The organism is Marinirhabdus gelatinilytica (assembly GCF_003353425.1).
Classification (GTDB): Bacteria; Bacteroidota; Bacteroidia; order Flavobacteriales; family Flavobacteriaceae; genus Marinirhabdus; species Marinirhabdus gelatinilytica.
The window spans coordinates 732,173-756,563 of sequence record NZ_QRAO01000001.1 but is presented as its reverse complement, the minus strand read 5'-3'; the positions used below and the strand labels follow the sequence as shown (position 1 = coordinate 756,563).

Below are 24,391 nucleotides of genomic sequence, written 5' to 3'. Positions count from 1 at the left end.
CATCACTCTTTCCAAGAAATGGTTTCCATGACACGCCTAATATCGTTACGCAAATACATTACTGCAGGGTAAATAGAATCGTAATTGGGCTTTACATTGAAGTATAATGAGCCTTGAACAAAGTGGTTCACGCTATCGGTAACATAAAATTGCGACTGTGTAGCGGCATTCCCATCTATGGCGTAAAACATTCCGTATACATTGTTTATACTATCTACCCTTGGCTGTTCAAAAATAGCCTGTGCTTTAATATTATGCTCATAAGTGAGTTTTTGCGCATCGTACAAAAGGGAGTCCAGATTGTTTCCCCTTACAGGCTGATAGGTGAGATAAAGAGTGGCGTTTATACTTGGATACTCCAAATTCACGGCACAGTTTTGTTTTACTGAAACGTTGCTAATAGCATTTTTATCGAAAGTATAAGGGCAACCCGTTGTTGCATTTGTGTAGACAGGTTCGGGATACTCCAACCGTAACATCGCCGAAGGTTTAACCGTAACTTCGTCATTACAGGAAGCAAAAAACACGACTAGCACAAGTATTAAAAACGCTCTCATATTAAGGTGTGATTGAAAGTTTGATCTGTTTGATCCTCTTATTATCGAATGCCTCAATGGTAAACGCATATTGGTGGAAGTTTAGTACCTCGTTTTGTTTTGGGAACCCTTTGGACACTTCCAACAAGAACCCAGCTAGGGTCTCGGCATCTCCCTTGGCAGCTTCAAAAATTTCAGGATCTTCCAGTTTTATCACCTTGTAAAAATCCTTCATAGGTGTTTTGCCTTCAAAAACAAAGGTATTGTCGTCCAGCTTGGAAAATATTAAATCCTCATCGTCAAACTCGTCACTTATCTCTCCTACTATCTCTTCAATAATATCCTCTAAAGAAATGAGGCCGCTGGTGCCTCCATATTCGTCAACCACAATGGCCAGGTGCATTTTCATTTCCTTGAATTCGTTCAAGAGGTCATCTAGTTTTTTGTTCTCTGGCACAAAATAGGCATCCCTTACCAGGGTAGGCCAATCGAGTATTTTTCTTTCAATATAGGGCATTAGGTCCTTTACGTACAAAATACCCGTAATGGTATCTATACTATCCTTATAAACAGGTATACGCGAATAGCCATTGGCAATAATCTCGGGCATTATATCCTTATAAGGGGTTTCCTCGTTAAGGGCGAAGATATCCATCCGGGGTTTCATCACCTGTTTGGTATCGGTATTCCCAAAGGTTACGATACCCTGCAATATCTTTTGTTCTTCTTTGGTGGTGTCCCTATCGTCCGTTAACTCTAAAGCTTGGGACAGCTGGTCTACACTAAGGTTAGATTTCTGTTTGCCAAATTTATCCTCGATGTAAAGTGTTGCGGCACGCATGGGCAGACTGATAGGGGAGAAAAATTTATCCAGAACATGTAACGGATACGCCATTAATGTTGAGAAGGATAATTTGTTTCGGCTTGCATAAATTTTTGGGAGTATCTCACCAAACAACAAGATAAGAAAGGTAACAACAACAACTTCTAAGATAAACCGAACACTTAACCCATAGAAAACCGTCTCTACACTACCAAAGAATGTGTCGCTCAACGAAGCAAACAACAGTACAATGGCAATATTTATAAGGTTATTCGAAACAAGGATCGTAGCTAGCAGTTTTTTGGGGCGCGCCAACAAACGCTGTACAATAGCCAGTTTTTTATTAGGGTTTTTAGCATCGTCTCCAGTTTCAAAATCGGTTGGGGTGAGCGAGAAAAAAGCCACTTCGGCCCCAGAGATGAGTGCAGAGCATAGGAGCAGCACCACTAAAAAAACCAAACTGGATATTTCGGTATAGGCTAAAAGTGAAATAAATAAACTGGGGGGCTCAGGGTCCAATACGTTGGTATTAATTAAACTTAAAACGGAAGATCGTCGTTATCCTCTATATCTGGTTGCTGTACGTGTTGTTGCTGTGCTGGGGTTTGTCCTGCTTGTTGGTTTTGTTGCGAGGAACCACTGGTACCGGAGGGTGCGCCGCTTTCGTTCTTTGGAGTAAGAAATGTGAAATCTGTACACTGTATCTCTGTACTGTAACGGTCCTGTCCTTTATCGTCTTGCCACTTACGGGTTTTCAACCTTCCTTCTACATACACTTTATCACCTTTCTTGAGGTACTTCTCACAAATCTCGGCACCCTTGTTGCGCACCACTATATTGTGCCACTCGGTATTGGTAACACGCTCGCCCGTGGTCCTGTTGGTATAGGTCTCGTTGGTCGCCAACGGAAATCGCCCAATGCTTCCCCCGCCATCAAAATAGTGCATTTTTACTTCGTCTCCTGTGTGGCCAATTAGCATGACCTTGTTCAATGTTCCGCTCATAATTATGATTAATCTACAAAGGTATATTTTGAAATTTAAATATAATCAAATTTAAGGTTTTAAAAACAGTTGTTTCCTTCAAACTGAAGAATGTTGGAAAAACTTTTAGCTATTCAATTTTAAGCCTAAAACCATCCAAGAATTTCGAAACCAGCACAGGGACGGGGTATGTCCCTACAGTTGAAACCGGCACACCCATTTCCCCAAGCGCAGTGGTTTCAACAATCCAAAAAGTGGTGTGGAGGTGTTGGTGAGAAAGTTTATGGACAATAGGAGTATCGTTGTGTTTGGTAATGACTTTTACTGAAACCGTTTCAGCAAACCCCTTAAACCCATCAGTACCTATAAGTTGTTTTTCTGAAATATCCTTTGAAGCCTCCACGAGCGGGAATTGGTATAAGTTCTGCCATATTCCCTTCCCTTTGCGTTGCTCCAAGAGTGTTTTCCCATCTTCTGAAACCACGACCAAATAATTAAAATATCGTTTTTTGGTTTTCAATGTTTTCAACTTCACGGGAAGCTGCGACACCTTATTTTTCTTAAATGCTTCACACTTGTCGTTAAAGATACAATGGGCACAATCTGGATTTTGCGGCACACAATATCTAGCGCCAAACTCCATGACGGCCTGGTTGTAGGTACCGGGCTGTCCGTGGTCTATAAGCTCTTGGGCCAGTCCCTTGAAATATGTAATACCCTTACCAGTATTAATAGGCAAAGCCACATTGAACACCCGCGAGAGCACACGGTATACATTGCCATCCACCACAGCGGTAGGCTTGTCAAAGCATATTGAGGCGATGGCGCTAGCGGTGTAGTCTCCAACACCCTTCAATTTTTTCAGTTCGGCATAGGTTTGCGGGAACACACCGTTTAACTCATTTGCCACAATTTTTGACGTAAAATGTAAATTTCTTGCCCGGGAGTAATAGCCCAAACCTTGCCAAAGTTTTAAAACCTCCTCTTCTTTCGCTGCTGCCAGCTGGTGTACCGTGGGATATTTACTTGTAAAGGAAATATAGTAGGGCATTCCCTGTAACACCCTGGTTTGCTGCAATATAATCTCAGAAAGCCAAATTTTATAGGGTTCTTTTGTTTTACGCCAGGGTAAATCTCGTTTGTTTTTTAAGTACCACGCTATGAGCCTTGTAGAAAAAAAGCCATTCTGTTTTGCCATTTCACGAAAGTACTCCTTATCTCTTTAAATTTTAATAGTTTATGAGGTTAGTTTTACAAATTAAATTATGTATATTTGCCACCTCGAAAAATAAACCTTAAGTACCCAATTTAAAACTTATATTACAATGACGAAAGCAGATTTAGTAGCAAAAATTTCAGAAAAACTAGGAATGGAAAAAGGAGATGTACAAGCTACTGTTGAGAGTTTCATGAGCGAAGTAAAAAACTCACTTGAAGGTGGGGACAATGTATATTTACGTGGTTTTGGAAGCTTTATCATCAAGACTAGAGCCGAAAAAACAGGAAGAAATATCTCAAAAAACACAACAATTAAAATACCAGCACACAACATACCTGCATTTAAGCCCGCTAAGGTTTTTGTAGAAGGTGTTAAAACCAATGTTGAAGTAAAATAATAACCCAATCCTCCCTCCTGGGAGGATAAATAAAACACATAAATTTATGCCAAGTGGTAAAAAAAGAAAAAGACACAAGGTAGCGACGCACAAGCGTAAAAAAAGAAGACGCGCGAATCGCCACAAGAAAAAGTAGTTGTTGCAACTACTTTTTTCGTTTAGGAAACAAAAGAAAAGTTCTTTGAAAATGAAACATAAAATCACCATTTCCTAGGTGTAAAGTATGTTTCGACGGGTAACCCCATTTGTTTGGGGTATTAAATCCTGTGATAAAATATTGTTTAATCCATCCCGAAGTAAATTCGGGACAAAAATCAAAAATCGTGAGCTACGAATTATTTATTAGATCCAGTTCACAAGAAGTAGATTTTGCCCTTTTAAAAGATGGAAAACTAATCGAGTTACACAAGGAAGAGGAAAACAACAAGTTTTCTGTTGGCGACGTGTTTATCGCCAAGATTCGGAAAACCGTTCCTGGACTCAATGCAGCATTTGTAAATGTAGGCTATGAAAAAGATGGCTTTTTGCATTACCACGACCTAGGTCCCAAAGTACTCTCCTTACTAAAATTCGTAAAACGTGTAAGCACAGGTAAACTTAAAGATTATACTTTAAAGGATTTCCCATTTGAAAAAGAGATTGATAAAAATGGAGGCATAAACAATGCCCTCAAAAACAATCAATCCACCCTGGTACAGGTTGTAAAAGAACCCATATCCACCAAGGGACCCCGTTTGAGCAGCGAGCTATCCATAGCTGGCCGTTACATCGTGCTGGTTCCATTTTCAGACCGAATCTCAGTTTCACAAAAGATTGAGAGCCGTGAAGAAAAGGAAAGGCTAAAACGCTTGATACAGAGCATACGCCCCAAAGGATTTGGAGTAATTATACGCACCGTAGCAGAGGGCAAAAAAGTAGCAGAACTGGATAAAGATTTACAAAATCTGGTAGATCGCTGGACGGCGATGTGCAAGAAGCTACAAGGGGCGCACCTCCCCAGTAAGGTGCTAAGCGAATTGAATAGAGGCGCATCCATAATAAGAGATGTATTTAACGACAACTTCACCAATATTTGTATTGATGACGAAACCCTCTATTTGCAGATTAAAGATTATGTGCAAGAAATTGCACCCGAAAAGGAAAACATAGTAAAACTATACGACTCCAAAGTACCCATGTACGAGAAGTTCGGTATAGAAAGACAGATAAAGACCTCTTTCGGAAAAACCGTTTCCAGTAGCAAAGGTACCTACCTAGTGATAGAACATACCGAAGCCATGCACGTAATAGACGTGAACAGTGGCAATAGGAGTAATAAAAGCACAAATCAGGAAGCCACCGCACTGGAAGTAAACATGATTGCAGCTACCGAGGTAGCAAGACAATTACGCCTACGGGATATGGGCGGGATTATTGTGATAGACTTTATTGATATGGGTAGAGCCGAAAACCGGAAAAAACTCTACAACCACCTTCGCGACGAAATGAAGGAAGATAGAGCAAAACACAAGATCCTACCACCCAGTAAATTTGGGTTGATACAGATCACCCGCCAACGCGTACGACCGGAAATGAACATTAAGACGCGCGAAGAAGCGCCCGGAACCGAAAGCGGAGAGATTGAAGCACCCATCACCGTGGTGAACAGAATTACCGAGGACCTTAAAAAGCTCCTCAAAAAAGACTATAAAAAGATAACCCTAAACACACATCCTTTTATAGCGGCCTTTCTCGTTAAAGGCTTTCCATCTGTGCGAACCAAATGGTTCATGGAGCACAAAAAATGGATAAAAGTCCAACCAAGAGATGCTTACACGTATCTTGAATACCATTTTTATGATAAAAATGGTGAAGAGATAAAATAATACCCAAAACCCCTTTCGTTCATTCGTTAGGGGTTTTTTTGTTCCCCTCCGGTAAGGCCCTCTCCCCCGAAGGGTGAGAAAAACTAGCCAGCTATTTTACCTTAAAGGTTTTTTTAAATCTCAATGGATTAATAAATGTGAATTCAGCTTAGGAGTACACCCCCTTCACCCCCCTCAAGGGGGAATAATAGCCCAATTCCTATTCGAAATTAAAACCTAAGATAAAATTGAAAATAAAAGCTCCACTAGGCAAGACTCAAGGGAAGCACACACAAAAGAACCACCTAACCCTTAATCCTTAAATTAACTACCTTTACCCAATGCGCCAGACCCACAAAACATATACGGTAGACGAGGCTAAGGCCAAGCTCGAGAGCTACTGCGCCTACCAAGAACGTTGCCATAGAGATGTGCAAAAAAAACTACGGGAGATGCGTATGATCCCTGAGGCTATCGACCTTATTATCCACCATTTATTACAACACAATTACCTCAACGAAACCCGATTTGCACAGGCCTTTGCCAGAGGAAAATTCCGAACAAAAAAGTGGGGGCGGCAACGTATTGTACGAGAACTTAAATTTCGGGATATCTCGCAATACAATATCAAGATTGCCTTACAGGAAATTCCAGAAAGTGACTACCTAGAGACCTTCCATGAATTGGCCGAAAAACGACTACGACAGTTGGAGAACGAAACCAATGTCCAAAAAAAGAAGAAAAAACTGGCAGACTATCTTTTGTACCGTGGCTGGGAATCTAGTATGGTTTGGGAGAAGGTGCGGGAGGTTGTGAGTGGTGAGCTGTGAGGTAAATATCAATCAATCCCCAGCTTCCTATGCGTTCTCTCAATCGCTTTTTTATTCTTCTTATCAATCCAATCCTGGCCTTGTAGGCGGCGCATTAAATTATCATAATGACGCATAATAGCAATGTTATAGACTGCTTTTGCCAGATTTTTTGGGTTGCGGGCAATGGCTCGTAGGCTCATAGAAAACCCTGGGGTGATATAGCGCATATAGTGCCAATAGCCTTCAGGCATGTAAAGTACTTGACCGTGTTCCAAATTACCTCGCCATCCTTTTGCCTTTTTTAAGGCGGGCCATTTTTCGTAATCTGGACCATTAAAATCTATGTCCTCTCTAACGATCAAGCTATGCGGGATCTTGTACAGATAGTCATTCTGCGATTGGTCAAAGAGAACCACCTCCTTTTTACCGTGGAAATGAAAATGGAAGATGTTGGCAAGATCTATATCGTAATGCATAAAGGTGTAACTATCCTCTCCACCAAAGAAAAGCATGGGTAAACCCTTCATTAAACTGATACCAAAATCTGGATAGGTGTAGTCTTTTTGCAGCTCAGGGACTTCCTTGAGGATATTCCACAAGAATATACGGTAGCGGGTGGGTTCCTTTTTCAACAGGTCTATATAGTCCCGCATCTTCATTTTGGCATGGGCCTGGTTAAAACCCTCGTCATGGCGTACTGGACGGTCGTCGTACAAGGGCACAGTGATATCCCCAGCCACTTTTGCCATATAGTCCAAGTCCCACTTTTGTACGGCAGGCCAATCATCAACAAAATGTTCTATGATTACGGGTTTTTGGGGCTTTAAATAGTTTTTACGAAAGTCTTCTTTCGAAATATTTTGTACTCTGTCTATTTCCTGTAGCTGCATAATCTTGAATAGACGAAATTACAAAACTTTATGGTAACATTGGGGTGTAAAAAAGCCGAAACATTTTGCTTCGGCTTGCATAGTCTGTAACTATGTTTTTAAAGTTTTGCTTTTTGCTTCGCCTCCTCATTACGCTCTATGGTATGCCCAGGACGGCTCCATTTGGGCTTTTCACCTTGCGCTTGGTATTGTGAATATTGTGCCTCTACTGTTTCGGGTTGTGATTTTTTCACAAAAGGTTTCATGGGTTGGAGCCCCAACATCTCGAACATTTTCATGTCCTCGTTTACATCTGGATTGGGGGTGGTCAACAATTTATCCCCAGCAAAGATACTGTTGGCCCCTGCAAAAAAGCACATAGCCTGGCCTTCACGGCTCATTTCAGTACGTCCGGCAGATAGGCGTACCTGCGTTTGTGGCATTACAATCCTGGTAGTTGCCACCATACGTATCATTTCCCAAATACTCACTTTTTCAATTTCACCCATAGGGGTTCCCTCTACTGGTACAAGTGCATTAATGGGCACACTCTCTGGTTGCGGACTCAAACTCGCCAACGCTACCAACATTCCAGCACGATCCTCTACAGCTTCGCCCATTCCTATAATTCCACCACTGCAAACGGTCACGTTGGTCTTGCGCACATTGCCAATGGTATCCAGCCTATCTTGGTACGCTCTTGTTGAAATTACGTCCTTGTAATAATCTTCACTGGTATCCAAGTTGTGATTGTAGGCATACAAACCAGCTTCTGCCAAGCGTTTTGCTTGGTTTTCGGTAATCATCCCAAGGGTACAGCACACTTCCATATCCAGTTTGTTTATGGTACGGACCATCTCCAACACTTGGTCAAATTCCTCGCCATCCTTTACATTTCGCCACGCGGCTCCCATGCATACCCGTGAACTACCGCCTGCCTTGGCGCGAAGGGCTTGAGCCTTTACTTGGGAAACGGTCATAAGGTCATTCCCTTCAATATCGGTGTGGTAACGCGCTGCTTGTGGGCAATATCCACAATCTTCCGGACATCCTCCAGTTTTTATGGAAAGTAAGGTTGAAACCTGTACCTGGTTAGGGTTGTGGTGCTCGCGATGTATGGTCGCTGCTTCATAGAGCAGTTCCATCATGGGCTTGTTATAAATTTCGAGGATTTCTTCTTTGGTCCAGTTGTGTTTTATTTCGGTCATAGGTAGTTCTTCAAATGAATGTTTTAAGAAATTTCAAATTGGTTCGGTTAATGAAGGTCTCGACTGCCTGCCCGTTCCGCAGGTTACGCTCAACCAGACATCCTTGGAAAAAATCAAAAATATGAAAATTGAATACAATTTTTAGGGTTTCCGCAGAATAATACTTACCGCATTACCCCCAAAGCCTACGGCGTTTACCAGTACTGTTTTTAATTCCTCAGGTAGGTGCCGTGCATTGGCATAGAATGGATTTTCAATAAACTTATTTTTCTGAAGCATTAATATTGCCATCTCCACACTCAACATCCCCGAAGTGGCAAAGGTGTGCCCCACCAACCATTTATTGGAGGTTAATAATGGAAGTTGTTTTCCAAACACAATATCAATTGCCTTTTTTTCGGCCACATCGCCCTTTACGGTTCCAGGGGCATGCATCACAACGGCGTCAACAGTTTGTACCTTTGCATTTGCCAATGCTCGCCGCATGGATTTTTGGAAACACACCGCATTTTCTGAAATGGAACTGTTGTGCTCCAATGTTTCTGAGGCAAATCCGTAGCCAGCGATGACCGCCTGTGTTCTTTCCGAAATTCCTTTTTCCAGCAATACCACTGCTGCACCTTCACCCAAGACCATTGTATTCTTGCCTTTTTGGAAACGCATGCTCTCGCACGCAAATTTGTTGCTGGAAGTTGTGTAGAGCTTCAACGCCTTCATCTGTGCAAGCGTAAAGGGTGTGATTGCCGCCTCACTCCCTCCTGCCAAAAACGTATTTGCCATCCCGGCCTGCAACCAAGCGATACCGTTGAGCATTGCGTGCATAGCCGTAGAACACGTAACCGAATGGTCTATCTGTATGCCTTCCGCCCCTAAATCCTGTGCTACCCACGAGGAGATATTACCCAGGGTAGTGGTAGGTGAGGTAAACGGCGAAACTTTCCCGTACTGCTGAAAATAGGAATGGTATTGTTCAAAAAGTGATGTGGCACCCCGGGAGGAGCCTATATTAACGCCAAACTGTTCTGGTTGAAAGGTGGTTCTTCCCACACATCTTTGTGCGGCAAGGATGGCCAAAAGCACCGAACGATCCAAATTTTTATACCTATCGTTATGCTGTTGGAGTTGTTGTAACTCGGTTTCTATTTCGGTAGAAATCTTTGAAACTCTAGAAGCTTCAAAATCTGAGAACAATGGAGTACCCTCCATATAGTGTTGCCAGATTTTAACACTGGAAGCACCCAACGCAGAAACTGAGGCAATGGCCGATATGGAGATGGAATTGTTCAGGATTGAAATGATATTTTGGCAAAATTAAACTATTGCCAACGCTCCTTCAATAGAATCATAAACTTTCTGCAGCTGTTCTTCAGAAATTACGTAGGGGGGCAAAATGTATACAGTATTTCCCAAAGGGCGGAGTGCAACTCCCCGCTCCATAAAGAATTGATACAATTGGTCGCGCAGGGTTCCATAGCGTTCCATTTTCACATTGAAGTCTATTGCCAAAATCACCCCCTTGTGACGAACTTCGGCTACTTTTGAATGATTCCTGATTTTTTGGGCGAACGCTGCGTGGCTTTTCTCGATATTCTTTTGTTGTTCTGAAATTTCAGCAGATTGTAATAATTCTATCCCAGCAATGGCTGCTGCACACCCTAAGGGATGTGCGCTAAAGGTGTGGGCGTGAAAAAACCCTTTGTGTACATCTTCACTCAAAAACCTATCAAAAATCGCTTGTGTACAGCTTGTAATGCTAAGTGGGAACATTCCTGCAGTGAGTGCCTTGCTCAAACACATAATGTCCGGCTTCTGCTCCAATTGGTCACAGGCGAAGTTGGCACCAGTTTTTCCAAAACCTGTCATGATTTCGTCTGCAATGCACAAAATGCCATTTTCTTGACATTTTTTTATAATTGCGGCCAATCCTTCAGCAGTATGGAATTTCATTCCTGCAGCGCCCTGTACCAAGGGTTCAAAAATAAAGGCCGCCACATTATTCTCAGCAATGATGTTTTCCAGTTGAAGTATTACTGCCTCAAGATTGTCCTTTTGTGGGGTTGGGATACGGATAACCTTCAATAAAAAATCCTCGAACGGGGCATTATAGCTGGCAATACCAGAAGCGCTCATAGCACCAAAGGTATCTCCGTGAAACCCCTCCTTAAAAGCAATGAGCGTGTCCCTTTTGTCACCTGCATTGTGATGGTATTGAAAAGCCATTTTTAGGGCAGCCTCGACAGCGGTGGAGCCATTGTCGTTAAAGAATATTTTTTGCTGGTTTGCGGGAAGGATTTCCATCAGCCTTTCCGAAAGTTTCACGGCTGGTTCGTGTGTAAATCCGCTGAACATCACAAAATCCAACTGCCTCATTTGTTCAGAAACTGCTGCAATAATATGCTCGTTGGCGTGGCCATACATGGTTGTATACCAAGAGGCGATCCCATCTATGTATTCGTTGCCATCCTCGTCCCACAGCAAGGCACCTTTGGCCTTTACAACACCTATGGGCGGCTTTGCAGTTTGGTGCTGCGTGAGTGGGTGCCAGAGGTGGTTTTTGTCTCTTTCTGAAAGTTCCATCATTGTAGTGTTCCCGTGAGGGGACTTTAGGGGTGTAAAGACCCCGTAATTATTTTTAAATCTTAGTTACAAAATTAACTAAACATACCTCTAAATCTCCCTTCAAAAAGGGAGACTTTTAATGGTTTGTTTACTTTTCGTCTTTTGGAGAAAGAACAGGAAAAAGATTATTAGCATACTCCTTTACCACATTGGTATCAAAATAGGGTTCCTCCTCTATCCTGCCCAAGATGGGGACATTGGTCATTTTTGCAATGATACTTTCTGTGGAAGGGTTTTCGGCACCACTGAACAGTATTCCGAAGGTTTTCAACTTACGGGATTTCAGTGCTTCCACAGTGAGCAATGTATGGTTGATACTCCCTAGATAATGACGGGATACTACGATTACCCTATCTTCTTTTTGAATAAGATCGGCAATGGTTTCGGTATCGTTCAAGGGGACCAGCAACCCACCGGCGCCTTCAATCACAAGGTTGTTCCCCGTCTTGGGACGTTTTATTTTTTTTGCCGAAATGGCCACTCCGTCTATTTTCGCTGCCCCGTGCGGGCTCATAGGCGTTACCAAGTCGTGGGCAGAAGGGTGGAATTTGCTCTCTGGGTTGGAAACCAAGCGTTGTACCTTATGGGTGTCGCTGTTGTCCAGTTCGCCTGCTTGAATGGGTTTCCAGTAATCTGCTTGCAGCGCTTCGGTTATGATTGCTGCAACTACTGTTTTGCCAACTTCCGTGGAGATACCGGTTATGAAATAGGTTTGGTTCATACTTCAAAATTAAGAAATAACACCCCCCTAGCCCCCCTCGAGGGGGGAATTGTTTGTGGTGCACGAAGAAATGGCGGACATTAAATCACCTATCTCAGCTGCTGTGTTGAAACTGTGAACACAAACTCGCAATCGTTCTTTACCTGCTGGGACGCTGGGCGATAGGATAGGTTTTACGTTAAAGCCCTCTTGTTTGAGTAGGTTAGAGATTGTTTTCACCCTATCGTTCCCAGGAATGATACAGCTGTGTATGGCCGATTGGCTTTCGATAAAAAAGTCGTTCAACAAATATTCCGAAATCTTATTTCGTAATATTGCAATATTACTTTTTAATTGCTTTTGTGCCGACGTATTTTCTAGCATTTCATACGCTGCGCAAATGGTGGCCACACTGTGGGGAGATAAAGCTGTGGTGTAAATAAGGCTTCGGGCGAAATTGATGAGATATTCTTTTAAGTCTTGGCTTCCTAAAATAGCCGCCCCATGGCAGCCCAAGGCCTTCCCAAAGGTGACCAAACGGGCAAACACCTGTTTTTCGAGTCCTAACTGCTGGACCAATCCCTCTCCCTTGTTACCAAAAATCCCCAAGGCGTGGGCTTCGTCCACTACGAGATGATATCCGTTACTTGTACAAAACTGGGTGAGTGATACTAAATCTGGTGAGTCCCCATCCATGGAGAATACAGATTCGGTTACGATGTATACCTCGGCTCCATACCCTCTCTGTCTTGAGGCATCTCCCCGAAGGGTAGAGGGTAGCTTCTTTTTTGTTAAAGCTATCAAGGCATTTAAATCATTATGTCGGAATTTATACGCTTTCGCATTGCTCATTTTTATACCATCCCGGATAGAGGCGTGGCATAGCTCATCATACAAAATAATATCGCCACGTTGCGGCACAGCACCAAAAAAGCCTAGATTGGCATCAAAACCGCTATTAAAGAGCAATGCACTTTCAATAGTGTGGAATTGGGCAACTTTGTCTTCGGCTATTTCGTACAGGGGGTGATTTCCCGAGAGTAAACGCGAGCCCGTTGCTCCATTGGTTTCAAGGTTTTCAGCTTTTAAAACTTCAGCGGTACGGGTGAAAATAGTATTGCTTTTACTGAACCCCAGATAATCGTTTGAGGAAAAGTCTACCAAAGTGGATGGGACTCCCAACCGCCGGAACGAATTTTTTTCCTTGCGATCCTCAATTCTTTTTTGGAGTTTTTTGGGTAACACACCGCAAAGATACGGAAGGCACTAATATTATTTGTTTACGGTAAGGATCAAAAATGAATCCTGTAGAAAGCTATGACCATTTATTCCTTTAAGAATGAAATGCCCTGGGCTTGGCATATTTTGGCAACGTTTTCAAAATCAGGTGGGCCGGGAGGCAAGGCTGCAAGTTTTCTGAACATAATCTCAATGCCCGCAGGAAAGGCACTTGTAATCATTTTAGCTTTTTCTGTGCCAACAACTGTCCAAGAATGTGGGATGTTTTTGGGGGCAAATGCTGTATCTCCTGCTTCCAGGATGGTAGTTGTGCCGCCAACGGTTATTTCAACTTTACCTTTGATAACCCTGAATATCTCATCCTCCTTGGTATGGACATGGGGAGGGATTCCAACGCCTGGCCCTACATTATCAACCCATTCTACAATTTGGTTATCGGTCTCACTGCCCAGCAGCTTGTGGGTTTGTATGTCGCCAAGGACGTTTAAGACTTCACCCTCTTCGTCCTTGATGATTTTTGGATTGAGGTTGTTTGCGGGTTCGGTATCCTTATAAAGCTGCTTGCCGGTTGCTACCCCAGGGAGCAATGCAATGCCTAGCCCCAATCCCGATGTCTGGATGAATTTTTTTCTGTCCATAACGTAGTTGTTTTATGTTTGGATAAAGGTAGCACAGGAGGAGGTTGGGATGGTTGCGAAAAACACAGTAATCCCTTCGATTTTTAAGAGGAATCAACTCATCCGTATTTGTGAAGGGGTGTGGCCTGTATTTTTTTTGATGAAGTAGCTAAAATAATCGGGAGAGGAAAAACCAAGTTCGTACCCTATTTCCTTGATGGTCTTGTCTGTAAATTTCAGGCTATTCCGGGAACGCATAATGAGCTGCTCGTTAATTAGCCCCTTGGCGTTTACCCCCAACACTTCCTTGATACGTTGGTTTAGGTATTTGTCCGAAACATTTAGGCTATTGGCATAAAAGCCTACATCGTGGTTTTGGGTAACAAACTGGTCTACGTTCTTTTTAAATTTATACACCAATGTGGACTTTGCATTTTTGTCTGTAATAACAGATTTGATGTTGCACTTTCCGTCACAGTACACAAAAAAGGTATTCAATAAGGAGAGGATGGCGTCTTCCCGATGCTTTAGATTGGTACTGAGCAACTCGTCGATCATCTCGAGGATAGCCTGCACACGGGTTTCGATGCCTGGGGATAAGTTTATCTTTGGTATCTCATCGACACTGAACAGACGGACCTGGGTTATATGAAGGTTCTTAAAAATGGGGTGGTTTAAAATATTCTTTGGGATATACAGTACATATCCAGACGAAGCTGTAGCGTCCTCCTTGACTATTTTCCAATCCAGATCGGGACTTAAGAAATAAACTGCGTTTGAGACGTCCTTGTATTGTTTTTTATTTATCTCAATTGCCTCTGCCCCATTTTTAATCCAACATACCGCATAGCAATCCTCGTTTTGCTTAGCTGTTGTTTTGGCAACGATACGTGATATCTTTATAGATTCCTGTTCCACTTTATAAAGTTAGGGAATTTAATTTTGAAGGACTGTGGTAGTGATTTTTATAGGTTTGTGGTGTTGGCAATAGTTTTTATTCAGCAGGTTGTTTTTTTCTTCCCTCAGATTCAATCGCTCAAAGATAAACCAGAGTTGTAATCGGTTGCATACAGAAAATCATTAGTAGTGTCCAAGTCCATTTTGTGTTTTTTGTTTTTTTGTCATCCTTCCAGAGTTTGAGAAGAATATATCAATCCAATTAGATATAATATCTGCAAAACTAGTATTCCGTTAAAAATCATATTGTAATTTTCGCCCTCTAAATCTGCGAAAAAATTATATGGGATAATAAAGAGTATCAATATTGAGGGAATACTCAGAACAATTTTTTGTGTTTTTGTCATTTAAATGTTAAATTTTAATGTGGCTCAAAATTATTGCCAACTTGTTATATAGTACCATTTATCATGGTTATCCGGGAATTTATCAGGACACCCATGAAAATTCGCCATAATCACCCCTAAAGGTAGCATATTTACGCGTATGGCAAAATAGGACAATCTCCCCAGCTGCTTTATTAACTACCAGCGGCGACAATATAAACCCCTATAATTGTGGAGATTTATGTAATTTGTGTACTATATATTTATAATGATACGCTATACCCTTTCAAGCACAGAGGAGGAACTAAGGCAAATCCTTTTATTACAGCAATGCAACCTGCCACAATCACTTTCAGCTATGGAGGCAACATTGGAAGGTTTTGTAACCGTACACCACAATCTTGAAATCCTTAAATCTATGCACGATCTATGCCCCCACATCCTTGCTAAGGAGGGTGCCAAGGTGGTGGGCTACGCGCTGAGTATGCACGCGAAATTTGGCACTAGTATCGAGGTGTTAAAGCCTATGTTCAAACAAATCAGTACCCACCACGCTAACGCTCCAGAAGCTATGAGGTCCATAACCCATAATTTTATAGTGATGGGGCAAATATGCATCGATAAGGATTATAGGAAAAAAGGGATCTTCAGGAAGTTATACAACACTATGAGGGCGCACTATATCCCACCATTCTCTGCCATCATTACCGAAGTGGACACCAATAACGAACGGTCGCTACAAGCGCATTATGCCGTAGGTTTTAAGGAGCTGAAGCAGTATCGCGCTCATGGGCAAGATTGGGTATTGCTGTATGTAAACTAAAACCCCTGTTCATTTTTATAAGAAGTGTTTAACACACACAATGAACAACGTTTTGTACTTTTAAATAAGGATAAAGAATATGGAGGTAGCAGATTTTGCCATACGGATAGGTTGCGCTGTTGCGGCTGGATTACTAATTGGTTTTGAACGTGAATACAAAAACAAACACGCAGGACTAAAGACCAATATGTTGGTAGCGCTTGGTGCTGCTGTGTTTGCGCTTATCTCCTTGCGCTTTTTTGGGGACGATTATGTAGATATCACCAGGGTATTGAGCCAAATAGTGATTGGTATAGGTTTTATTGGGGGCGGTACCATTATACAATACGGAAAGAACATAAAGGGCCTTACCACCGCCGCTACTATATGGTGTAGTGCAGGTGCTGGTTGTCTGGCTGCATTTGGAATGTTTTGGGAGCTACTTATAATAACCGCCACCGTAGTGCTTATAAACTTAGTCTTTGGTATTATTGACAGTAAAATTGGAAGGGGGACATCCAATGAGGGAGATTAAGAAAAGCCCAACTTAAATCCCTGGCGCTTATTCTACTTCCACCCACTTCGTATTATGTGGGTCGCTGGCGTCCAATAGGTCTATATCCAGTTTTGCAGCAAGTTGGCCACCCACCTCCATAGCCTTATTATACTCTGTGCTACCAGAGAGGTTTATATGCTTGTTGGTATTGTACCAGAGGTTTATAAGAAAAACGCCTTTTCTTTTTTGGTATACCGAAATATAATCCAGTGAAGACAGCAATTTCCATCTACCCCATTTTATAGGCCCGATATTATGTATAATCTTGAACTGATTGTTCTCCAGATCGAATAGATAATCGTTTACGGTTGAAAAACCTATCCCACAGGAAAATAGGATTATAGGGATCTCAATGGTGCGTATGGGCAGTTTAAGTGTTTTGCGCTCCACATCAATCCCGGTGATAAAAAGGTATAAGGCTACCAATGCCAAGGTAAAACATAAGGCGGCAATAGTAGTTTGCCACAAAGGCCTATTTCCCTGCGAAAAGTATGCATCTATCTTCCTTTTATCTTTAGGGATGGGTTCCACATAGTCATCCTCGACAGTATATTGCTGGTTTGTAAGTCCGTTGTGGTATTCTATGTTGAGCTGTTTTGCCAGTGCCACAGCGTGTTCAATGGCGGGTTTTTTGAAGAAATAGGAATCTATAAAAAAATGCTTGTTGGCATTGTACCAAAGGTTTATTTCAAACTTATGGTCAAGATTCTGGAATACGGACACATACTCCAAACTTTTGAAGGGTTTCCAACTCCCAAAGCCAATGATACCAACCCGTTTGACTATTTTGTAGCGTTTCTGTTCAAAATCGAAATGATAATCTCGAACCATCCCAAAAACACTGCCAAGAACAATAAACATAAATGCTGGAAAGGAGCCCCCGACTATCACATCAATATACCCATCATCCTTTATAAGTGTTAAATCCTCATACACATTGTACAAAATGCCCAAGGCAATACAGAAACAAATAAAAGGAAACAATAAGGCGTACCATGCTTTTTCACCTTTTACTACTTGTGTGTGGGTATCCTTTTCTTGCATAGGCAAGTTTACAAATTAATACTATTGTTTCTAAATCATATTAGGGGTTTAAACATTTTAGAAAAGAAACACCCCAAGTTCCATCCCCAATGCCCTGCGGGTCTGCCTGTAAAAAAAGATAAAAAACGGCAAATAAAAAAGCACCCCAAAAATGAGGTGCTTAATTTTTTATTTTGAAACCGGGATAGCTTAATGATTTAAGAAATGCGGCAAGCATTGATCAAATCGTATTGAAGCTAGTCTGCCAGTACGATCACTTTATTATCGCTACACTCTACGGTACCACCGTTAATGTGCATGGTCCATTTACCTTCTTTTTGGGTAAACTTCTTCTCAAAGCCTTCGGCAATGGTAGGGTTTCCTTTAAAACGTACTTCACCTTCCACTAACAAAGATACAATAGCAGCGTGGTTGTTCAGCATCTGGAACTCGCCGTCCATTCCCGGTACGGTCACACTTTCTACTTCTCCACTTACCAAGGAAGCTTCTGGGGTTACTATTTCTAAATACATAATTTTAGTTTGCAGTTGCAGTTGCAGTAGGCAGTTACTCTCAACTGCCACTGCTACTGTATACTAATTTTAGGCTTCTGCCAACATTTTCTCACCAGCCTCTATCGCTTCTTCGATAGAACCTTTCAAGTTGAAGGCTGCTTCTGGAAGGTGATCCAACTCACCATCCATGATCATGTTGAATCCTTTGATGGTTTCCTTAATGTCTACCAATACTCCTGGGATACCTGTAAACTGCTCTGCCACGTGGAACGGCTGGCTCAAGAAACGCTGTACACGACGTGCACGGTTTACGGCCATTTTATCTTCCTCAGATAATTCTTCCATACCCAAGATGGCAATAATATCTTGTAGTTCTTTATAACGCTGTAACAACTCTTTTACACGCTGCGCACAGTTGTAGTGCTCGTCTCCCAAGATAGAAGCCGTTAAGATCCTAGAGGTAGAATCCAATGGATCTACCGCTGGGTAAATACCCAACTCGGCAATCTTTCTTGAAAGTACCGTTGTTGCATCCAAGTGGGCAAAGGTTGTTGCTGGTGCTGGATCGGTAAGGTCATCGGCAGGTACGTAAACCGCTTGTACCGATGTAATAGATCCTTTTTTGGTAGAGGTAATACGTTCCTGCATCGCACCCATCTCTGTAGCCAGTGTAGGTTGGTATCCTACCGCCGATGGCATACGACCCAATAGTGCCGATACCTCAGAACCTGCTTGTGTAAAACGGAAGATATTGTCTACAAAGAAAAGTACATCTTTCCCCTGTCCATCTCCTGCTCCATCACGGAAATACTCTGCAATGGTCAAACCGGACAAGGCCACACGTGCACGTGCTCCAGGTGGCTCGTTCATTTGTCCAAACACGAAGGTTGCTTTGGACTCTCTCATTTTCACCTTATCTACTTTGGATAGGTCCCATCCGCCTTCTTCCATAGAGTGCATAAAGTCGTCTCCATATTTAATAATACCAGACTCAAGCATCTCTCTCAAAAGGTCGTTTCCTTCACGTGTTCTCTCACCTACTCCTGCGAATACCGAAAGACCACCGTGTCCCTTTGCAATGTTGTTGATCAATTCCTGGATCAATACCGTTTTACCTACACCGGCACCACCAAAAAGACCAATCTTACCACCTTTTGCATACGGCTCAATAAGGTCGATTACCTTAATACCTGTAAACAGTACTTCAGACGAAGTGGAAAGGTCCTCAAATTTTGGAGCCTCACGGTGAATTGGCAATCCGTTCTCTCCCTCTTTGGGAAGATCCCCGATACCGTCAATAGCATCTCCAATTACATTAAAGAGACGTCCATACACATCGTCACCAATGGGCATTTGTATAGGAGATCCTGTTGCTACAGCATCTACACCACGGCTCAAACCATCGGTAGAGTCCATAGAGATGGTACGTACCGTATTTTCACCTACGTGAGATTGTACTTCAAGAATCAATTTATTTCCGTTGTTATCTACTTCAAGACTGTCGTAAATCTTTGGGAGTTCAGCACCGTTCGCAAACTCAACGTCTACTACTGGGCCAATAATCTGTGCAACTTTTCCTGTAACTTGTGCCATTGTTAACTGTATCTATTTTAGTTATCTACGGGTGTACAAAGCACCCTTGTTTTTAACGGTGCAAAGATAGTTTTTTCTTACTTAATATTACAATGGATTTTTATTAAAAATTAACCGAAGGATTGAAATTAATAAATTTGGGGGAAATCCATCCAACACACATCCTCCTAACCCTCCCGAAATAAATTCGGGACAGGCTTTTTAAAGGAGGGGTTTTCAAGTTTTGGGCAATGGTCTTGGTTGCCGAAAATTTGTGTTGAAAAAAACAGAAAGACCTGCCAAGCTTTAACGGCAAGACAGGTCTCAATATATTTTTTTCGGAAAGACTATTTCTTCAGCAATCGTACCGATGTAGTTCCATTGATTCGCGCCACGTACATCCCACTCGCCAAGGTGGATATATCTATTTGTGTAGTGAGGCCGCTCAATTCTTCAAAACCTTGTAGCTCTTTTCCCGTTATGTCGTACAGCATAATACTTTCAATTTCACTGTTCGCGCTCGTAAAGGTAACGATACCATTACTTGGGTTGGGAGATACCGTTATTTCCTGAAGCTCGTTTTCTGAAACTGATAGCGTGCCGCTCTCACGAACCACGAACAATCCCCCATTGTCTGAAAAGTTGCTGATGATTAAATTTCCACTTTCAAAAAACGGATATACATTCCACGCGCCCGGGTCTCCAATGGATGCACTTGCATTGTCGTCAGCTGGCCAAGTGTCAAAAAAGCCTATTTCGGTTATATTTTTGTTGTCTATGTCGCTAATGTCCAGAACACGCAATCCTCCGCTATATGCTGCAATATAGATTTTGTCCCCTTTTACATACACATTATGGTCTGTCGCAGTAGTCTCACCTATATATTGCATGTGCTCCACAGGGTTGTCAAGGTCTGTTGCATCTATTATTATTAAACGCAGATCATTTCCGTTAAAAACCTCATCAAGTTCGTCGGTCACCACAAAATATCTTTGGTCCTCGGTAAACCAGCCCTGGTGTGTATACTCCACATTGCTATAGGATATCGATGAGATATTTTGGGGGTTTGCTTTATTTGAGACATCTAAAAAAACAACTCTATCCTCGTTGCTACCTACAAAGATCTCTTTCCCTTGATGGTCGGGATCTGGTCCCGTATAGTTTACAATTTGCGCATCGTGCGTATACCCATCGCCACTGTAACCTCCCTCATCAATAGGGTTTACAGGATCTTGGATGTTCACAAAATAAGGACCGCCATTATAATCGTTACCTCCAACTAGGTACGCATAGCCACTTTCTTCATTTATAGCAATATTATGGGCAGAACCTCCTGCGAAATTGTACACGCCATCGTCCTGAAACTGCACTGGTGGATTTGTCACATCCCTCAATTTGGTAAGGTCAAATATTTGCATGCCATGACCACTTATTTCACTTACAATATATGCGTGGTTGTTATACACCTTTACGTCGTGCCAGTTCCCCCAGAACTCATCCAGCATTGGCGATACTAATTTTCCTAAATAAATAGGGTTTAGCGGGTCCGAGATATCTACATATCCAGAACCATTCCTCAACCCTATTATAGCATATTCCTTACCGTCCTGTGGGTCCGTCCAGCCCCAAGAATCGCTTGAGGAATTCGCATCGAAGGTAGATAATGGGATGTTGGAGAGCAATTCGTAATCTTCGCAGGGGAAGCTTCCAGCCATTCCATTTTCGCAAGGGGTTTGGGCAAAGGATAATGTGCCTACAAAAAGTAGAGCGAGTAGTAGTTTTTTCATAACAATTTTTATTGAAGGCTAAAAATACTGTTTTTTATGCCAAGGTCTCACAATATGACCTAATATTTCTAGAGAACAACTGTAGCATTTTACGCTGCAAGGAGTCGCCTTTAGGAATCTCCCGCCCATCAATCTCCACAACCGGTGTGAGCTCGCCCATAGTTCCGGTTGCAAAAACCCCATCGGCATTGTACAGTTGTGAGAGGGTGATGTCCTGTTCATGTATTTCGATATTGCTTTTTTTGCATAACTCTATCACCGTACTTCGGGTAATGCCAGGAAGACAGGCGTGGGCATAGGGAGTATATATTTTTCCGTTCTTTACCATAAAGAGGTTGCTGCCGTTCAGTTCGGCCACAAAGCTACGGTCGTCCAACATAAGGCCGGCATCTTTCCCGGCCACATTGGCCTGTATCTTGGCAATGATGTTATTGAGCAGATTGTTGTGATGGATCTTGCTGTCCAGATATTGTGGGGCATTACGGCGCTGGCTGGTGCTCAGCACCTTTATACCACTATTGTTATCGTACACCAAGGGTTTCCACTCGGCCAGGACTATGAGGCAACTACCGCTCTGGTTCAACCGTGGGTCCATGCCACTGGTTATTTTCTCGCCACGGGTAAGGGTAAGGCGAATGTGGGTCTCGTTGTCCATTCCATTGGCATCCAATGTCATTTGTATGGCCTTTTTGATTTCAGCTTTGCTCGGGATATCTGTAAATGCTAGGGTCTTGGCACTTTCATGTAAACGTGTTAAGTGTTTGTCCAAACATACAATGCCTTCAGGGTATACGCGCAAGCCTTCCCAAACGGCATCACCGCCCTGTACCGAACTATCGAAAACAGAAACTTTCGCTTCATCCCGAGGGTACAACCCATCGTTTACATATACTTTAATATTCTTGTTTCTGGGGTCTGATGTTTGTAGCATTTTTTGTGACTTAAGACTAGACGACGTACGACTCAATCATTGGTTACTATTTCGTTTTTAAGGATGTTATAAAACGGCAACGCTTTTTCCAAAACGGGCCGCAATCTATTGGGCATGGGTTGGCTGCTCGTTTTTTGCAAGGCAAATCCTGTGGAATCGTGAACATTTTTGTACCAGTGCTTTGCCCAGACACCATCTTGGGCTATACCACCTTTGTTCCACGAAAGCATGGTTTCGGTAAATGGGAGCTGTACTCTTTGGCATATTTTTTTTAAATAGGCTGAAGGATCTTTCAACAATTCGTCGCTGTCTATAACGAGGGGTGTTTTTCCTTCCGTTTTAAGGTATGTAAAAATTTCCGAAGCTTTTATAATCCCAATATCATCAATGGTGGGGTTTTCTATGACTTTTGAAAAGGAGGCCAAGAGTTTTTCTGGGTGACGAATCAAGATGACATTGTTCCATTGCAGAATAAAATCTGGTCTTTTTGAAAGGTAGTGGTGTGCCATTCCCTTTACAAAAGTGTGCTTATCCTTTGCGAGTGCCTCAATGTGTTGCACCACTTTTTTTTCTGAAAGTTGCATCGTGCCCATAATTTCTTTTTCTGAAGGATGCCCGGGACGGTTTTTTTCTGCTGAAAGATAATATCCGTAAAAAGGCTCGTCCAGCACAATACTATCGTCACGTTGTGCAAAACTGTACATAACTGCCGTGGAAAGATTCCGCGGACCTGAAATAAGGTTGATTACTTTCACCTGTCAAAAATAAGGTAAAAGTTCTTTCCGAAGGACTACCTGTTTTTACAAATCTGTTTTAACAAGAAAGGTCGTAACACGAATGCCAACACTACCAATCCCACAAAAACAAATAAGGGAATTGGGTTATGTTTTATTTGCTCAATTACCGAAAGAACTATAGCAATACCACAACCCAGGGCTCCCAAGACACTCACCCACTTAAACCGGCAACTCTCCTTGTAAGCAAGGACATTTACGATTCCAAAGGTGATTAAAAATATCAAGCTTGCCGCATCTACCAACACCTCCAAGGAACCGATTACCGCAAGTAGCATGGCAAAAGCCGAAACTACCCAGATGGCATTTGCAGGAACCATTGCTTTATTTTCTTTGGATAGCTTTTTGGGCAAATCATCTTGATTGGCAACAGATTCTATTAACCTTGCGGTAGAAAACATGGTAGCGTTTATTGCCGAACCCGTAGAAAAGGCTGCCGCAATGGTTACAATAATCAACCCCGCTATTCCAAAGGCTTTTTCTCCTGCCACAGAGAGTGCAATTTCCTTTTTCTGAACCAATGTCTCCGCCCCCACCAACATAGTGGCGCCCAAGGATACAAGCACGTAAATTAGCATGACCGCCAACACTGCACTAATAGTAGCCCTAGGCAATGTTTTTGATGGTTTTTTTATGTCTTTATAGTCATACGATAGTAGTTGAAACCCTTCATACGCAACAAAAATAGTAGCGGCACCCACAATGGCCCTATGCCACGACATTGTTTCAATTCCCTCTGTTAATTGTTCGGGCTGCCACATACAAATCCCGAATATGGCCAAGGCACCAAGCACCAACACTTTTCCCCATACGGTTATAATTTCAATCTTTGCAGCGTTTCCTGCACCTCGCAAGTTTACAAGGGCTAATCCCACAATCACCAACACAGACAATACACGAGGTAACCAGGCCCCAAAATTTATAATATGGGCTACATATTCGCCAAATGTAAATGCATATACCGAAAGTGTAAGGATATAACCAAGAATAAGAATCCATGAAAGGCTTGCAGCAGTTCCTTTATAGCCAATCTCGTTCAAAAACAAAAATGCCCCTCCTCCTTTTTTATACATTAAGGAAAGTTGATTGTAACTGTGTGCCGAAATTAAGGCAATACCTCCCGCAAGGATAAAACTTAACCAGGCCCATTGACCGGCCATCATGATAACTACCCCAAGAACAGAGAAGATGCCTCCACCTACCATACCACCTACAGCCATGGACCAAGTAGCGTTGAGACCAAATTTTTCTTTACCCATAAG

General features: G+C 42.4%; 24 protein-coding genes. 5 read left to right on the top strand and 19 right to left on the bottom strand.

Annotated elements, in window-relative coordinates:
• Nucleotides 1–2 precede the first annotated feature (2 nt).
• The 4 genes from gldD to mutY all read right to left on the bottom strand — a co-directional run bounded on the left by gldD (nt 3) and on the right by mutY (nt 3,540).
• Nucleotides 3–557, bottom strand: coding sequence for a gliding motility lipoprotein GldD (gldD, locus tag C8D94_RS03345; RefSeq protein ID WP_115122469.1), 555 nt, complete (start codon nt 555–557; stop codon nt 3–5).
• 1 nt (nt 558) lies between these two features.
• A complete protein-coding gene (locus tag C8D94_RS03340) occupies nt 559–1,878 on the bottom strand; it encodes a gliding motility-associated protein GldE (protein WP_115122468.1) in 1,320 nt (439 codons plus the stop codon).
• A 20-nt stretch (nt 1,879–1,898) separates the two neighbouring features.
• A complete protein-coding gene (locus C8D94_RS03335; RefSeq protein WP_115122467.1) occupies nt 1,899–2,363 on the bottom strand; it encodes a single-stranded DNA-binding protein in 465 nt (154 codons plus the stop codon).
• A 109-nt stretch (nt 2,364–2,472) separates the two neighbouring features.
• The gene (gene mutY / locus C8D94_RS03330) at nt 2,473–3,540 is read right to left on the bottom strand and encodes an A/G-specific adenine glycosylase (RefSeq protein ID WP_115122466.1); all 1,068 of its coding nucleotides are present in this window, start codon (nt 3,538–3,540) and stop codon (nt 2,473–2,475) included.
• 121 nt (nt 3,541–3,661) lie between these two features.
• Between mutY and C8D94_RS03325 the strand changes: the two genes are divergently transcribed.
• From C8D94_RS03325 to C8D94_RS03315, 3 genes are all read left to right on the top strand, one after another.
• Nucleotides 3,662–3,958 carry an HU family DNA-binding protein gene (locus C8D94_RS03325; protein ID WP_262510539.1) on the top strand — a complete coding sequence of 99 codons (297 nt, stop codon included), beginning with the start codon at nt 3,662–3,664 and terminating at the stop codon, nt 3,956–3,958.
• Nucleotides 3,959–4,281: 323 nt separating this feature from the next.
• Nucleotides 4,282–5,823 carry an Rne/Rng family ribonuclease gene (locus C8D94_RS03320; RefSeq protein ID WP_115123016.1) on the top strand — a complete coding sequence of 514 codons (1,542 nt, stop codon included), beginning with the start codon at nt 4,282–4,284 and terminating at the stop codon, nt 5,821–5,823.
• A gap of 320 nt (nt 5,824–6,143) precedes the next feature.
• Entirely contained in the window at nt 6,144–6,632 is a 489-nt protein-coding gene (locus tag C8D94_RS03315) for a regulatory protein RecX (protein ID WP_115122464.1), read from the top strand.
• A gap of 8 nt (nt 6,633–6,640) precedes the next feature.
• On the opposite strand, the gene C8D94_RS03310 is transcribed toward C8D94_RS03315, so the two are convergent.
• The 8 genes from C8D94_RS03310 to C8D94_RS03275 form a co-directional block, all read right to left on the bottom strand.
• Nucleotides 6,641–7,504, bottom strand: coding sequence for a cupin-like domain-containing protein (locus C8D94_RS03310; protein WP_115122463.1), 864 nt, complete (start codon nt 7,502–7,504; stop codon nt 6,641–6,643).
• Between the two features lie 98 nt (nt 7,505–7,602).
• The gene (gene bioB / locus C8D94_RS03305) at nt 7,603–8,691 is read right to left on the bottom strand and encodes a biotin synthase BioB (protein ID WP_115122462.1); all 1,089 of its coding nucleotides are present in this window, start codon (nt 8,689–8,691) and stop codon (nt 7,603–7,605) included.
• A gap of 141 nt (nt 8,692–8,832) precedes the next feature.
• Nucleotides 8,833–9,960, bottom strand: coding sequence for a beta-ketoacyl synthase N-terminal-like domain-containing protein (locus C8D94_RS03300; protein WP_317047700.1), 1,128 nt, complete (start codon nt 9,958–9,960; stop codon nt 8,833–8,835).
• 42 nt (nt 9,961–10,002) lie between these two features.
• Nucleotides 10,003–11,268, bottom strand: coding sequence for an adenosylmethionine--8-amino-7-oxononanoate transaminase (gene bioA, locus C8D94_RS03295; RefSeq protein WP_115123015.1), 1,266 nt, complete (start codon nt 11,266–11,268; stop codon nt 10,003–10,005).
• A gap of 130 nt (nt 11,269–11,398) precedes the next feature.
• Complete coding sequence (gene bioD / locus C8D94_RS03290) at nt 11,399–12,031, bottom strand: dethiobiotin synthase (protein WP_115122460.1); 633 nt, start codon at nt 12,029–12,031, stop codon at nt 11,399–11,401.
• 27 nt (nt 12,032–12,058) lie between these two features.
• A complete protein-coding gene (locus C8D94_RS03285) occupies nt 12,059–13,255 on the bottom strand; it encodes an aminotransferase class I/II-fold pyridoxal phosphate-dependent enzyme (RefSeq protein ID WP_115122459.1) in 1,197 nt (398 codons plus the stop codon).
• An 80-nt stretch (nt 13,256–13,335) separates the two neighbouring features.
• Nucleotides 13,336–13,887: a cupin domain-containing protein gene (locus tag C8D94_RS03280; RefSeq protein ID WP_115122458.1), complete on the bottom strand. Its 552-nt coding sequence runs from the start codon at nt 13,885–13,887 to the stop codon at nt 13,336–13,338.
• Nucleotides 13,888–13,980: 93 nt separating this feature from the next.
• Nucleotides 13,981–14,784, bottom strand: a complete 804-nt coding sequence (locus C8D94_RS03275) for a helix-turn-helix domain-containing protein (protein WP_115122457.1) — start codon at nt 14,782–14,784, stop codon at nt 13,981–13,983.
• 633 nt (nt 14,785–15,417) lie between these two features.
• Here C8D94_RS03275 and C8D94_RS03265 point away from each other — a divergent pair.
• Entirely contained in the window at nt 15,418–15,972 is a 555-nt protein-coding gene (locus C8D94_RS03265) for a GNAT family N-acetyltransferase (protein WP_115122455.1), read from the top strand.
• Nucleotides 15,973–16,051: 79 nt separating this feature from the next.
• Entirely contained in the window at nt 16,052–16,486 is a 435-nt protein-coding gene (locus tag C8D94_RS03260) for an MgtC/SapB family protein (protein ID WP_115122454.1), read from the top strand.
• Between the two features lie 27 nt (nt 16,487–16,513).
• On the opposite strand, the gene C8D94_RS03255 is transcribed toward C8D94_RS03260, so the two are convergent.
• From C8D94_RS03255 to C8D94_RS03220, 7 genes are all read right to left on the bottom strand, one after another.
• On the bottom strand, nt 16,514–17,551 hold the full coding sequence (locus C8D94_RS03255) for a hypothetical protein (RefSeq protein ID WP_115122453.1): 1,038 nt from the start codon (nt 17,549–17,551) through the stop codon (nt 16,514–16,516).
• Nucleotides 17,552–17,787: 236 nt separating this feature from the next.
• Entirely contained in the window at nt 17,788–18,063 is a 276-nt protein-coding gene (locus tag C8D94_RS03245; protein WP_115122451.1) for a F0F1 ATP synthase subunit epsilon, read from the bottom strand.
• A gap of 69 nt (nt 18,064–18,132) precedes the next feature.
• Entirely contained in the window at nt 18,133–19,638 is a 1,506-nt protein-coding gene (gene atpD / locus C8D94_RS03240) for a F0F1 ATP synthase subunit beta (protein ID WP_115122450.1), read from the bottom strand.
• Nucleotides 19,639–19,964: 326 nt separating this feature from the next.
• On the bottom strand, nt 19,965–21,404 hold the full coding sequence (locus tag C8D94_RS03235) for a choice-of-anchor B family protein (protein ID WP_115122449.1): 1,440 nt from the start codon (nt 21,402–21,404) through the stop codon (nt 19,965–19,967).
• A gap of 34 nt (nt 21,405–21,438) precedes the next feature.
• Complete coding sequence (locus C8D94_RS03230; protein WP_115122448.1) at nt 21,439–22,335, bottom strand: aminotransferase class IV; 897 nt, start codon at nt 22,333–22,335, stop codon at nt 21,439–21,441.
• 32 nt (nt 22,336–22,367) lie between these two features.
• Nucleotides 22,368–23,090 (bottom strand): sulfotransferase-like domain-containing protein, encoded by a 723-nt coding sequence (locus C8D94_RS03225; protein ID WP_147278489.1) that lies wholly within the window; start codon nt 23,088–23,090, stop codon nt 22,368–22,370.
• A gap of 35 nt (nt 23,091–23,125) precedes the next feature.
• Entirely contained in the window at nt 23,126–24,388 is a 1,263-nt protein-coding gene (locus C8D94_RS03220; RefSeq protein ID WP_115122446.1) for an APC family permease, read from the bottom strand.
• Nucleotides 24,389–24,391: the final 3 nt, after the last annotated feature.